The sequence below is a fragment of the Polynucleobacter sp. P1-05-14 genome (genome assembly GCF_018881675.1).
Taxonomy (GTDB): Bacteria; Pseudomonadota; Gammaproteobacteria; order Burkholderiales; family Burkholderiaceae; genus Polynucleobacter.
Genome location: NZ_JACVPV010000008.1, coordinates 82,218 through 94,344 on the forward strand (window position 1 = coordinate 82,218; position 12,127 = coordinate 94,344).

The 12,127-nt window shown below is 46.4% G+C and carries 12 protein-coding genes, 1 tRNA gene and 1 pseudogene; 9 read left to right on the top strand and 5 right to left on the bottom strand.

Annotated elements, in window-relative coordinates:
• Window positions 1-8: 8 nt before the first annotated feature.
• Genes ICN37_RS06290 through ICN37_RS06305 form a run of 4 tightly spaced genes read right to left on the bottom strand, consistent with a single transcriptional unit; the run spans window position 9 to window position 3,815 of the window.
• On the bottom strand, window positions 9-917 hold the full coding sequence (locus tag ICN37_RS06290) for a LysR substrate-binding domain-containing protein (protein WP_216155744.1): 909 nt from the start codon (window positions 915-917) through the stop codon (window positions 9-11).
• Between the two features lie 7 nt (window positions 918-924).
• Complete coding sequence (gene lgt / locus ICN37_RS06295; RefSeq protein WP_215320418.1) at window positions 925-1,713, bottom strand: prolipoprotein diacylglyceryl transferase; 789 nt, start codon at window positions 1,711-1,713, stop codon at window positions 925-927.
• 5 nt (window positions 1,714-1,718) lie between these two features.
• Window positions 1,719-2,183: a DNA polymerase III subunit chi gene (locus ICN37_RS06300; RefSeq protein ID WP_215320420.1), complete on the bottom strand. Its 465-nt coding sequence runs from the start codon at window positions 2,181-2,183 to the stop codon at window positions 1,719-1,721.
• A gap of 27 nt (window positions 2,184-2,210) precedes the next feature.
• Window positions 2,211-3,815 (bottom strand): leucyl aminopeptidase, encoded by a 1,605-nt coding sequence (locus ICN37_RS06305; protein WP_370623821.1) that lies wholly within the window; start codon window positions 3,813-3,815, stop codon window positions 2,211-2,213.
• Between the two features lie 164 nt (window positions 3,816-3,979).
• Here ICN37_RS06305 and lptF point away from each other — a divergent pair, with 164 nt between their 5' ends.
• The 3 genes from lptF to ICN37_RS06320 all read left to right on the top strand — a co-directional run bounded on the left by lptF (window position 3,980) and on the right by ICN37_RS06320 (window position 7,250).
• Window positions 3,980-5,095 carry an LPS export ABC transporter permease LptF gene (gene lptF, locus ICN37_RS06310; protein WP_216155750.1) on the top strand — a complete coding sequence of 372 codons (1,116 nt, stop codon included), beginning with the start codon at window positions 3,980-3,982 and terminating at the stop codon, window positions 5,093-5,095.
• The gene (gene lptG / locus ICN37_RS06315) at window positions 5,092-6,246 is read left to right on the top strand and encodes an LPS export ABC transporter permease LptG (RefSeq protein WP_215320427.1); all 1,155 of its coding nucleotides are present in this window, start codon (window positions 5,092-5,094) and stop codon (window positions 6,244-6,246) included. Before lptF ends, lptG begins: the two co-directional genes overlap by 4 nt.
• 62 nt (window positions 6,247-6,308) lie before the next feature.
• A complete protein-coding gene (locus ICN37_RS06320) occupies window positions 6,309-7,250 on the top strand; it encodes a CysB family HTH-type transcriptional regulator (protein WP_215320429.1) in 942 nt (313 codons plus the stop codon).
• 38 nt (window positions 7,251-7,288) lie between these two features.
• On the opposite strand, the gene ICN37_RS06325 is transcribed toward ICN37_RS06320, so the two are convergent.
• Window positions 7,289-7,373 (bottom strand) — tRNA-Leu (locus ICN37_RS06325).
• Window positions 7,374-7,525: 152 nt separating this feature from the next.
• On the opposite strand from ICN37_RS06325, the gene ICN37_RS06330 reads away from it, so the two are divergent.
• The 6 genes and pseudogenes from ICN37_RS06330 to rlmH all read left to right on the top strand — a co-directional run bounded on the left by ICN37_RS06330 (window position 7,526) and on the right by rlmH (window position 12,126).
• The gene (locus tag ICN37_RS06330) at window positions 7,526-8,245 is read left to right on the top strand and encodes a YebC/PmpR family DNA-binding transcriptional regulator (RefSeq protein ID WP_215320431.1); all 720 of its coding nucleotides are present in this window, start codon (window positions 7,526-7,528) and stop codon (window positions 8,243-8,245) included.
• A 64-nt stretch (window positions 8,246-8,309) separates the two neighbouring features.
• Window positions 8,310-9,587 carry a phosphoribosylamine--glycine ligase gene (gene purD, locus ICN37_RS06335; RefSeq protein WP_215320433.1) on the top strand — a complete coding sequence of 426 codons (1,278 nt, stop codon included), beginning with the start codon at window positions 8,310-8,312 and terminating at the stop codon, window positions 9,585-9,587.
• A gap of 102 nt (window positions 9,588-9,689) precedes the next feature.
• A complete protein-coding gene (hemF, locus tag ICN37_RS06340) occupies window positions 9,690-10,541 on the top strand; it encodes an oxygen-dependent coproporphyrinogen oxidase (protein ID WP_255538478.1) in 852 nt (283 codons plus the stop codon).
• Complete coding sequence (gene nadD / locus ICN37_RS06345; RefSeq protein WP_216155753.1) at window positions 10,538-11,227, top strand: nicotinate (nicotinamide) nucleotide adenylyltransferase; 690 nt, start codon at window positions 10,538-10,540, stop codon at window positions 11,225-11,227. The genes hemF and nadD overlap by 4 nt, the downstream gene beginning before the upstream one ends.
• A 45-nt stretch (window positions 11,228-11,272) precedes the next feature.
• Window positions 11,273-11,659, top strand: a pseudogene (gene rsfS / locus ICN37_RS06350) (ribosome silencing factor); the annotation flags it as partial.
• A gap of 23 nt (window positions 11,660-11,682) precedes the next feature.
• Complete coding sequence (gene rlmH, locus ICN37_RS06355) at window positions 11,683-12,126, top strand: 23S rRNA (pseudouridine(1915)-N(3))-methyltransferase RlmH (RefSeq protein WP_216155755.1); 444 nt, start codon at window positions 11,683-11,685, stop codon at window positions 12,124-12,126.
• The last annotated feature ends 1 nt before the right edge of the window (window position 12,127 follow it).

Consider the following 12,127-nt stretch of genomic DNA (forward strand, 5'->3'; position numbering starts at 1 on the left):
AGACGGATTCAGGGATTATTGCGATGCAACATGCGGGTTTCAGCCGCTAGAGCAAGGATGTTGGGGTTTGATTCATTAGCCTGGAGGTACATTAGGCCGATATGCTGCGTCACCTGATATTTTGGCAATAATGGGGTAAATTCAATCGCATCACCCATTAATGCCTTCACCCTGCCGGGCAACAAAGATCTTCCCAGGTCCCCTGAGACCATATTCATGAGAGAAAAGATATCGCCCACCTTCATGACTACATTGGGGGCAAATCCAGCCAACTGGAAAGCCTCATAAAACCCTGAGGTGGTGGCAAAACCATCTTGAAGGGTTAAAAATTTCTCATTTTGGTACTCAGATAAATCAATATTAGCTTCGGTTGGCTTATTGTTTTTTGAGGAAGCCAAAAACAACTGGTCCTCAAAAAGGGGGACTACCTGGACACCCTCCGGAAGATCTCTTGTGGGAACTGCCATGACTACTGCATCTACATTTCCCTCGCTGAGCCTTTTCATCAAATCCTCGTTAGATCCTAGATATAAATCAATATCTAAGTCGGGTCTACGAATTTTGGTACCCATGATAACTCTAGGAATAATATTGGCCGTCAAAGAGTACATTGACCCCAGACGAATTTGCCCACTCTCGACACCGGCTTTGGCTCTCGTCTTTTTTAATACACGGTCTACGTCAGCCAATAAATCGGCACTTGCTTCAGCCAAATAAATAGCTGCTGGCAAGGCCTTTAACTGACGTCCATCTTTTACAAATAGAGCGCACCCTATTCCGGACTCCAGAGAATGCAGCGCCTTATGAATACTGACTGAACTTAAACGCAACTCTTCTGCTGTTTTTGAAAGACTACCGGTCCGAATAAACGAGCACAGCACCTCTAATTTTCGAAGTGTTAGCTCTTCATTCAGCATGAGCTAATTATTGACTCTTTGACTTAAATGCAGCCATGAGATAGAGACCAAAGAACATCATAGGCACACACAACCACTGACCCATCGATAAACCTAAGCCTAGAAGGCCCAAGAAGGAATCGGGCTCACGCGCATACTCAGCCAAGAAGCGGCAAATACCGTAACCCAACATGAAAAATCCAGATATCTGGCCAACACGTCTTGGCTTACCCGCATAAATCCAAAGCGCAATACCCAGGAGCACACCCTCACCAAGCAGTTGATAAATCTGTGATGGATGGCGTGGCACAGAATCCACTAAAGGAAAAATCATTGCCCATGGAAGATCAGTAGGTCTACCCCATAACTCGCCATTAATAAAGTTACCCAGACGACCAAAAGCCAAGCCAAAGGGAACTAGTGGAGCGACCAAATCACTCACCACAAAAAAAGTGGTCTTATGCTTTTTAGCAAACCAGAAAAGTGCAACTAGCACCCCTAATAAACCACCATGAAAAGACATGCCACCTTCCCATATTTTAAAAATACTCAAAGGGTGAGTTAGATAGAAGCCTGGCATATAAAACAAGGTGTAGCCCAAACGACCACCTAACACTACGCCAAGAACGCCGGCAAACAGAAGATCCTCAAGATCTTTATAGGTCCAACCCAGGGCTTGATAACGAGGTGATTTAATGCGTAAGCGACCCAAAAGCAAAAATTGAACAAAGGCCATCAGATACATCAAGCCATACCAATGAATTGCAAAAGATCCAATACGAATTGCTGCAGGGTCAAACTGTGGATGAATCAACATAGTTCTTAGCTTTTGGATTGGTCAAAGTTATGTAACTCATGGCCTAACTCTCGGTAGGCTTTAAAGCGCTCGCGCCCTGCCAAACGCTCTGCTTCATTCACCGTGACCACCTCAACAATTCTGGGAAAGCGCGCAACCAAGGCCGGTACATCAGCAGGCATACGCATTCCTAAATGAATCATGACATCAGCATGAGGAATGTTATTCAGGGATGAAGATGCAAAGTCATCAGTTAAGACAATGGGCGTTTCTACTGCGGCCTCATCCTCAATAAAACAGTGCGGCAAGAAATCGGTACTGCTAAACGCCCAAAGAAGGTCGTTCAACTTTTTCAGATCTGCTTTCTCACCCACCATCACAATATTGCGGACTGGCTCACCTTCAGGCGTAGCACTCCAAATCTTACGCGTAAGGCGACAAGCGTATTCCAACTTATCACTCACATTGCTATGAAAATCAATTCGAGCCATTCAATATTTATCCGAGATCTAAGGTGCTTACTTGTGCTCGAGCAAGAAATTCACCAAGAGCGGCACAGGACGACCGGTAGAGCCTTTGGCGGCACCGCTTTTCCATGCGGTGCCAGCGATATCCAAATGAGCCCATTTATATTTCTCGGTGAAGCGAGACAAGAAGCATGCCGCTGTCACGCTACCAGCGGGACGACCACCAATATTAGCCACATCTGCAAAATTGGATTTGAGCTGTTCATGGTAAGCAGCATCCAAGGGCAAACGCCAAACCGTATCCAAAGAAGCATGGCCTGCTTTAGTCAATTCACTTACCAAGTTCTCGTCTTCAGAAAACAATCCGCTATGTACATGACCCAATGCAATCACGCAAGCGCCAGTTAAGGTGGCAACGTCGATCACTGCCGCCGGCTTAAAGCGCTCTACATAAGTCAGCGCATCACAAAGAATTAAGCGGCCTTCTGCATCGGTGTTGAGGACCTCAATAGTCTGCCCAGACATACTCTTCACAATATCGCCAGGACGAGTTGCTTGGCCTGATGGCATATTTTCACAAGTAGGAATGACGCCAATCACATTCTTCTTTAATTTCATCAAAGCAACGGAGTACATCGTACCGATCACTGAAGCTGCGCCACACATGTCGTACTTCATTTCATCCATAGCTTCGCCTGGCTTTAATGAAATTCCGCCAGTATCAAAAGTGATTCCTTTGCCAACAAGAACAATCGGGGCCTCTCCTGCTTTACCGCCTTGATGCTTCATCACAATAAATTGTGGCGGGGTATCAGAGCCCTTAGCCACAGATAAGAATGAACCCATTCCCAAGGCCTCAATTTGTTTGAGCCCAAGTACATCCACTTTTAGAGCGGTCTTTTTACTTAAGCCCTGCGCAGCCTTACCGAGGTAAGTTGGCGTACAGATGTTTGGAGGAAGATTACCCAAATCCTTCGCCAGGTTCATCCCCTCTACCATCGCGACGCCTTGCTCTACTGCAGGCTTCAGCTCTTTAGCACACGCATCGTTACCTGCAAAGACGAGATGCTTAAATGTGTCTGCTTTATCTTTTACTTTGAATTTCATTGCTGGTTGACGCACGCCAAAACGATAAGCTTGGTCGCCAGCGTATTGAACAGTTAGGCGAACCTCTTCGGCAATGAAGTCAGCTTTGTGTGCAAGCGCAAAGCTTGGTGTAAACCAAAGCGCACTTTCAACTGATCCGCCACTTAAAACCTTCAAAGCTGCGCGAGCAACTTTGGAATAAGTAGTCAAACTCCGTTCGCTAGCAAGATGCACATCGCCCAAAGCCACGAGTAATACTCGTTTTGCCTTAACCCCATTGGTGGACCAAGATTTTTCTGCGCGTAGCATGCATACGGAAGCTTGCGTGGAATCTAAATCCCCAACCAGATTGGCATGATTGACTGAGCCTCCGAGCAAAAGGTCTAGCCCTGGCAAAAATCCTACTTTTGCCTTTGCGTCTTTAGCGCCTGAGAAACTATCAAAATCCGCCTTGGAATACGCCAAAACCAAGCAGTCGGTATTGTAGCTAAGCAAGGATTTGAGGCTAGATTTCTGGAGTTTTAGACTCTGAAGGTCTGCTTGAGGGAAAATCTTGGTGCTGAATTGAATTGTCATAATCTATTACAGTGTTTTGGTCGATTCAAAAGGGGGTAATCTGCTAATTTGGGACGTTTATCCATTATCCTCCGACATGAGAATAACTTCCCTTACCTGCAGCAATATAAGCCATTTACAAGCCCAATAACCCTTCATATCCAGACCTATAAATTCTCATGATTTTTAACCAGGCCCTTCGCCGCGAACTCAGTTTTACGACTGGCGGGGTCTTTTTGGTCTTAGTCACCATTATGGTGACCACCTTGGTGATCCGAATTTTGGGTTATGCCGCTAACGGGGCGGTCAATCCAAAAGATGCCCTGGTGTTGATTGCCTTGGCTACCCTGGGTTATCTTGCTGTTCTTTTAACAGTCTCCCTATTTGTCGCAACCTTAATTGTTCTGGTGCGCTGGTACAAAGACTCAGAAATGATTGTGTGGTTTGCTAGCGGCCTAAGCATTACCAATCTTATTCGCCCTATCATGCAATTTGCCACGCCGCTCATCATTGTGATCGCGCTCCTGGCTCTTTTTGTGTGGCCCTGGGCTAACCGAGAATCCACTTTAATTAGCCAACGCTTTCAACAACGTGATGACGTATCCATGGTGAGCGCCGGACAATTCAAAGAGTCCGCAAAAGCAGAGCGTGTATTTTTTATTGAAGAGCTCGATGTTGATAAAAGCGAAGTCAAGAATATCTTCGTGGCTGATTCCAAGAATGGTCGGCTGAGCATTGCAGTTTCCCAAACTGGTTTTATTCAAAACTCTGCTGGTGGCGAGAAATCCGTTGTGCTTCATAGCGGTAGACGCTATGAAGGGCAACCCACTCAGCCTGATTTCAGAATTCTGGAATTTAACGAATACAGCACCAAGATACGGAGTAAAGAATCATTGGCGCCCCCACCACGCGATCGCGAGAAGACGATCACTGAGCTTTTAGATGACCCCAATCCAAACTCTACCAGCCCCAATCGTGCTGAGTTACTTTGGCGTATTGGCTTGCCATTAATGGCATTGGGTTTGGTACTGATTGCAATTCCGCTTGCTTATGTAAACCCTCGCTTGGGCAATTACACTGCGATGTTTTATGCGGTCTTAATTTATTTAATCTATAGCAACTTACTGAACCTGACGCAAAATTTTGTCTCACAAGGCAAGGTCAGTGTATTTGTTGCTATTTGGCCTATTCATTTGCTCGCCCTATTAATTGCGATAGCTTTAATTCGCAATCGCATTAATCCTTCTCTAAAGTGGTGGCGCCGTCAATTGCCTGCCTCTATGGCCGCCAAATGAAATTGCTCTTTCCTTTTATTTACGAACGCTATTTAGCCAAGCAGATTTATGCTGCTTTTGGCTTTATCTTGTTCGCCTTGGTAGCTTTGTTTTTGTTCTTCGATATCTTGAGCGAGTTAGGGTCCGTGCAGGGGGGCTACACGCTTCCTCTAGCGCTACTTCATGTACTTCTGAAAGCCCCAAGCCGCATTTCAGAAATCATCCCCATTGCAGGCTTGATTGGCAGTATCTATGTATTTGCAATGCTGGCTAGCCAGTCTGAGTTCACCATTTTGCGTATCGCTGGATTAGACGTTAAACGTGGGCTCATTACTCTCACAAAAATTTCACTTCCATTAATAGCGCTCACACTCATCATGAGTGAATGGGTTGGCCCTTATTCCGAAGCAAAGTCTGACCAGATTCGCATGAAGGCTATGGGCTCAGCCTATACGTCACAATTTAAAACGGGTGTTTGGGTAAAAGATCGGCTACGCGATGAGGATGGCAGCGGACCCGTGCGCCCAGGAGTGCGCTATGTCAACGTGGGCAAAGTTGACAAAGATAATGAGATTCAAAACATCCGTATGTATGAGTTTGATGATACCTATCATCTTCTCTCAATCCGTAGCGCAGCCTCCGGACAGTTTGATGAGACTGGCATTTGGGTTCTAAATGATGTCACCGAAACTCGCTTTAAAGAATCAAAGCAGTCCGACCCACTGAACCCCGTTTTTTCTGCGCAAACTTTTACGCACCCGATTCTCACTTTGGAATCGGAGGTCACACCCCAAATTTTGAATGTTCTTTTAATTAGTCCTGAAAAAATGTCGATCATGAGCTTGGGTCGCTTTATCTCCCACCTTCGTGAAAACAAACAAGATGCGCAGAGACATTCCATCGCCTTCTGGAAGAAAGTGGTTTATCCCTTCACTATTTTTGTGATGCTCGCGCTAGCACTTCCCTTTGCATATCTTAAGGTTCGAGCAGGTAGCGTGGGTATTAAGGTGTTTGGCGGAATCATGCTGGGCATGAGTTTCCAGCTATTTAATTCCCTCTTCTCTAACGTAGGGCTTTTGGGCTCTTGGCCAGCGCTTCTAACAGCACTTACCCCGCCTTTGCTCTACTTCCTTTTGGCGCTATTCGGGTTGCGCTGGGTTTCCAAGGCTTAATACTCATAAATCATTTAGAATTTGATTCCTATATCATTGCTGATATATAGACAGGAATCCTCATGAATCTCCACCAATTTCGCTTTGTGCGTGAAGCCGTTAGGCAAAACTTCAACTTAACCACTGCTGCTAAAGCCTTATTCACCTCTCAACCAGGGGTTTCTAAAGCAATTATTGAATTGGAGGATGAGTTAGGCGTGGAGATCTTTCGTCGCCATGGCAAGCGGATTCGCTCCTTGACGGAACCAGGTAAACGCATTTTGAGCTCGGTTGAACGCATCCTTGATGAAGTGGAAACACTGAAGAGAGTGGGTAAGGATTTTGCTAGTCAAGATCAAGGCAGCCTCGTTATTGCCACTACCCATACACAAGCGCGCTACGCACTTCCTAAAGTGCTGACTGAATTTACTAAACGCTTTCCAAAGGTAAAGGTGAGTATTCAGCAAGGTAACCCAGGTCAAATTGCAGAGCTACTCACACATGATCGTGCGGATATTGCCATCGCTACTGAAGGGATTGCGAATACTCCGGGTGTACTGGCTTTACCCGGCTATCAATGGCAGCACGTACTCATGGTGCCGCTAAGCCACCCCCTTCTCAACCAGGCAACACTTACTCTAGAAGAGATTGCTAAGTACCCAATCATCACCTATGACAAAGCATTTGCTGGTCGCAGCAAGGTTGATGCAGCCTTTGCGCAAAGAAACATTGCGCCCGATATTATTTTGGAAGCGATTGATGCCGACGTCATTAAGACTTATGTAGAAACGGGTATGGGCATTGGTATTGTTGCGGGTCATGCTTATGACCCGGATCGAGATCGCAATCTTAAAGTGATTCCTGCAGGACATCTATTTGGCAACAATGTCACCCATCTTGGCGTCAAACAGGGTGCTTACTTGCGCTCATTTGTTTACACCTTCATTGAACTCTTCTCACCAACGCTCACCAAGAAAATTGTTGAGCAGGCGATGAATAACGAATCCGAGACTTACGAAATTTAAATAATCTGGGAATGCTCAAGGACTGAACAGTCTTTGAGTGGTGCCTCGGGGCGGACTCGAACCGCCACGCCTTGCGGCACCGGATTTTGAGTCCGGCACGTCTACCAATTCCATCACCGAGGCAGGTGTTTGCAGTGGAAATTCTGCTTACTTTGCTACTTTGTTACTGCTAAGACATGAGAGTGTAACAAAAAATGGTTAGTTACCCCCTACCTTGGGTCTAGAACCCCTTAAAATGAGGTCTTCTAGCCAAATTATTAAAAGGACTTACCCGTATGGCCGGCCATTCGAAATGGGCCAATATTCAGCACCGCAAAGGTCGTCAGGACGAAAAACGCGGCAAGATTTGGACCAAACTCATTAAAGAAATTACCGTAGCCGCCAAATTAGGTGGCGGTGATATCGCTACCAACCCACGTTTACGTCTGGCTATTGATAAGGCCAAAGACTCCAATATGCCGAACGATAACGTGCAAAGAGCGATTCAACGCGGCACTGGATCTCTTGAAGGCGTGAACTACGAAGAAATTCGTTATGAGGGTTACGGCATGAATGGCGCCGCCATTATTGTGGATTGCTTAACCGATAACCGCACTCGCACCGTCGCTGAAGTTCGTCATGCTTTTAATAAGAATGGCGGCAATATGGGCACCGAAGGTTCTGTTGCATTTTTATTCAAGCATTGTGGGCAGATGTTATTTGCTCCAGGCACTAGCGAAGATCAACTCATGGAAGTAGCTTTAGACGCTGGCGCCGAGGATGTAATTACTCATGACGACGGCTCTTTAGAAGTGTTGTCTCCTGTTCCTGATTTTTCAAACGTACAAGATGCCATTAGTAAAGCGGGCCTCAAGCCTGAGCTGGCAACCGTTGCAATGCGCCCTGAAACCGAGATTACTTTGGAAGGTGATCAGGCTGAGAGCATGCAGAAATTGTTAGATGCGCTTGAGAATTTGGATGACGTTCAAGAAGTGTTTACGAACGCTGCCCTTTAATTGACTTTGCATATATAAAAAATTTACTGCATTTTTACTTCATTAATACTGACAAACTATCGTTATGAAAATTCTCCTAATTGGATCCGGCGGACGCGAACATGCTTTAGCCTGGAAACTGGCTCAATCCCCACAAGTCCAAACGGTTTATGTTGCTCCTGGTAATGGCGGTACAGCTACTGCTAAACAAACTGCTGCAGGCATTGAGAACTTACCGATCACTGGATTACAGGAGCTGGCTGATTTTGCCAAGCGCGAGAAGATTCACTTAACCGTTGTTGGACCAGAAGCGCCACTTGCTGCTGGCATCGTGGATGTATTCCGCAATAATGGCTTGCGTATTTTTGGCCCAACTCAATTGGCAGCTCAATTGGAGTCTTCTAAAGACTTTTCTAAAGCCTTTATGAAGCGTCATGGCATTCCAACAGCCGATTACCAAACATTCTCTAGTGCACTTGAAGCGCATGCTTATATTGATGCTAAGGGTGCGCCGATTGTGATTAAGGCCGATGGCCTTGCGGCAGGTAAAGGTGTTGTAGTTGCAATGAGCCTTGAAGAGGCTCATGCCGCAGTTGACATGATGTTGGCTGATAACAAATTAGGCAATGCAGGCGCCCGCGTTGTGATTGAAGAGTTCCTAACCGGTGAAGAAGCTAGCTTCATTGTTCTCGTGGATGGCAAGAATGTTCTTGCATTAGCCACTAGCCAAGATCACAAGCGTTTACTCGATGCTGACCAAGGGCCGAATACTGGTGGCATGGGTGCTTACTCCCCCGCACCAGTTGTTACCCCAGAAATTCATGCACGTGCATTGCGTGAAGTGATCATGCCAACAGTGAAGGGCATGCAAGCAGATGGCATTCCGTATACAGGCTTCTTATATGCGGGCCTCATGATCACGCCTGATGGCAAGATTAAGACTTTAGAATTTAACTGCCGCATGGGCGACCCAGAAACACAACCGATCATGGCTCGCCTGCGCAGCGACCTTGTCAATGCACTAGATCATGCAGTTGACGGCACGCTCAATGAAGTTGAGCTGGAATGGGATCGCCGCACTGCCCTAGGCGTTGTGCTTGCGGCCCACAATTATCCCGACACCCCGCGTGCTGGGGATGTAATTACCGGCATTCCGGCTGACACGGCAGATCAAATTACATTCCATGCTGGTACAAAATTGCAAGATGGCACAGTAGTGACCTCCGGTGGACGGGTGATGTGCGTTGTTGGACTTGCCGATACCGTACGTGGCGCCCAACAAAAAGCATATGAAGCCATCAACCATATACAGTTTGACGGCATGCAATATCGTAAAGATATCGGCTACCGCGCAATTAAGTAAATCCATCAAGTTAGAACGCCCTTGTCAGATCAACAGACCCACATCGATATCACTACCTTAAAAGAATATTTTTTAGGTCTGCAAGATCGCATCACAAACGCCATGAGCGCTTTGGATGGTAAGGTCTTTGTTGCAGATGAATGGCATAAGCCCGAAGACAGCAAACTCAAAGGCTATGGTCGCACCTGCATTTTGGATGGCGGCAATATTCTGGAAAAAGGGGGTGTGGGCTTCTCCCATGTCCGTGGTGATCAAATGCCTCCTTCCGCATCTCATCATCGTCCAGAGGTAGCAGGTCGTAGCTTTGAGGCAATGGGCGTGTCTTTGGTATTCCACCCAAACAATCCTAAAGTACCCACCACACATATGAATGTGCGCTGCTTTATTGCGCAAGCGCCCGGTAAAGAGCCGGTATGGTGGTTTGGGGGCGGCTTTGACCTCACACCCTACTATGGCGTTGATGAAGACTGCAAACACTTTCATCAAACCGCTAAAGATGCCTTAGACCCGTTTGGCGAAGAACTTTACCCTCGCTTTAAAAAATGGTGTGATGAATATTTCTACCTCAAGCATCGCGAAGAACCGCGTGGTATTGGCGGCGTTTTCTTTGATGACTTTAATGAACTCGACTTTGAGAAGAGCTTTGCGATGACTCGCGCAGTAGGCGATGCATTCATCAATGCGTACCTCCCAATCGTGCAGCGTCGATATCAAGATACTTTTACTGCTGAAGAAAAGTCCTTCCAAGAATATCGCCGCGGTCGCTATGTAGAGTACAACCTGATCTTTGATCGTGGGACTATCTTTGGTTTGCACTCCGGTGGTCGCACTGAATCTATTTTGATGTCGATGCCGCCAGTAGTTCAGTGGTGGTACAACTGGCAACCCAAGCCTGGCAGTCCTGAGGCTAAGTTGTACGACTATTACCTCAAGCCACGAGATTGGCTAGCTTGAGCGCTATAAAGAAAATTGGCATTCTTGGAGGTACATTTGATCCTCCGCATGTGGGTCATTTGAAATTGGCTACACATTTTGCAAAGCTACTTCACTTAGATGCACTACTGCTTATTCCGAGTGGTGAGCCATGGCAAAAGGGAACCGGCATTACTCCCGCAGAAATACGCCTGAAGTTGACTGAAGCTGCGGGCATTGATTTAGCGCGCGCATTTTTATATCTCAAGATTCCCACTCAATTAGGCATTGATCGTATGGAGATTGACCGCGCTGGGCCAAGTTATGCGATTGATACCGTTAAAGCCCTACGTGAGCGCTTTGGAACAAGCGCTAACCTAACTTGGCTGATGGGAGCAGACTCTCTTGTTACTCTGCCTAGCTGGAACTCCTGGGAAAAACTGAGCCAGTATGTGAATTTTGCGGTGGCGACTAGGCCACACCATGATTTAAAGCTAGAAATAAGCTCTGAAGTAGGTCAATTTTTGGAGACCCATCAAACATCAGACCCCGATGCCCTTGAAAATAGCGCTGCAGGCCTCATATACATCGATGAAAGCTTGAATATTGATCTATCCTCAACCGCATTACGAGAATGCCTCAAATCCAGCTCACGGAGCTCTATTGCATCCGAGCAAATTCCAACCCACACCCTAGAAATCATTACAAATCTGGGCTTGTACCAGTAATCAAGCTAAGATCACCCTAAATAGAAAAATTATTCTCGAGAAAATATGGACTTACGTAAATTACAACGCGTCGTGATTGATGCCCTAGAAGATGTTAAAGCACAAGATATCCGCGTGTATGACACCACTAAATTAAGCGAGTTATTTGATCGAGTTGTTATTGCCACTGGTTCTAGTAATCGTCAAACCCGCTCTTTAGCTATGTCGGTTAAAGAAGAGGTGAATGCTAAAGGTGGAGAAGTCATTTCTATCGAAGGCTTAGAAACCGGCGAATGGGTATTGGTTGATTGTGGCGATATCGTCGTGCATATTTTGCAACCGATGCTGCGCTCTTACTATCAGCTTGAAGGCATGTGGGGTGCTAAACCTGTACGCGTGAAATTAGCTGGTGATAAAGGTCTTGTTAAGGCCAGCGAATCCGAAGACGACGAGTAGTCTCGTCGTCACTTGCGACAATGCGGCTCACCATCGTTTCTGTTGGTCATAAGATGCCTGATTGGGTTGCCACGGCAACTCATGACTACATCAAACGAATGCCTGCGGATTGCAGCATTGAAATCAAAGAGATCAAGCCTGATCTCACACCCGCAAAAGAAGCCGTCAAAATTGCAGCAGCCATTCCCAAGGGATCCAGAGTGATCGCTTTGGATGAGCGAGGCAAAGACCAAACCACTCAGAATCTTGCCACTCAACTGGCTAGCTGGCGCCAAGAAGGCTTTGACATTACCTTTTTAATTGGTGGTGCAGATGGCTTGGATGCTAGCTTAAAAGCAAGTGCGCAAGCTATGTGGCGACTCTCCAGTCTTACCTTGCCTCATGCCATGGCTAGAGTCATGTTAGTAGAGCAGCTTTATCGAGCATGGACTATCCTGCAAGGCCACCCCTATCATCGCGAGTAAT

What these genes read in the sequence shown, in the direction of transcription:
- ICN37_RS06290 (WP_216155744.1), bottom strand. Translation starts at nt 917, where the DNA reads ATGCTGAATGAAGAGCTAACACTTCGAAAATTAGAGGTGCTGTGCTCG.
- lgt (WP_215320418.1), bottom strand. Translation starts at nt 1,713, where the DNA reads ATGTTGATTCATCCACAGTTTGACCCTGCAGCAATTCGTATTGGATCT.
- ICN37_RS06300 (WP_215320420.1), bottom strand. Translation starts at nt 2,183, where the DNA reads ATGGCTCGAATTGATTTTCATAGCAATGTGAGTGATAAGTTGGAATAC.
- lptF (WP_216155750.1), top strand. Translation starts at nt 3,980, where the DNA reads ATGATTTTTAACCAGGCCCTTCGCCGCGAACTCAGTTTTACGACTGGC.
- lptG (WP_215320427.1), top strand. Translation starts at nt 5,092, where the DNA reads ATGAAATTGCTCTTTCCTTTTATTTACGAACGCTATTTAGCCAAGCAG.
- ICN37_RS06320 (WP_215320429.1), top strand. Translation starts at nt 6,309, where the DNA reads ATGAATCTCCACCAATTTCGCTTTGTGCGTGAAGCCGTTAGGCAAAAC.
- ICN37_RS06330 (WP_215320431.1), top strand. Translation starts at nt 7,526, where the DNA reads ATGGCCGGCCATTCGAAATGGGCCAATATTCAGCACCGCAAAGGTCGT.
- purD (WP_215320433.1), top strand. Translation starts at nt 8,310, where the DNA reads ATGAAAATTCTCCTAATTGGATCCGGCGGACGCGAACATGCTTTAGCC.
- hemF (WP_255538478.1), top strand. Translation starts at nt 9,690, where the DNA reads ATGAGCGCTTTGGATGGTAAGGTCTTTGTTGCAGATGAATGGCATAAG.
- rlmH (WP_216155755.1), top strand. Translation starts at nt 11,683, where the DNA reads ATGCGGCTCACCATCGTTTCTGTTGGTCATAAGATGCCTGATTGGGTT.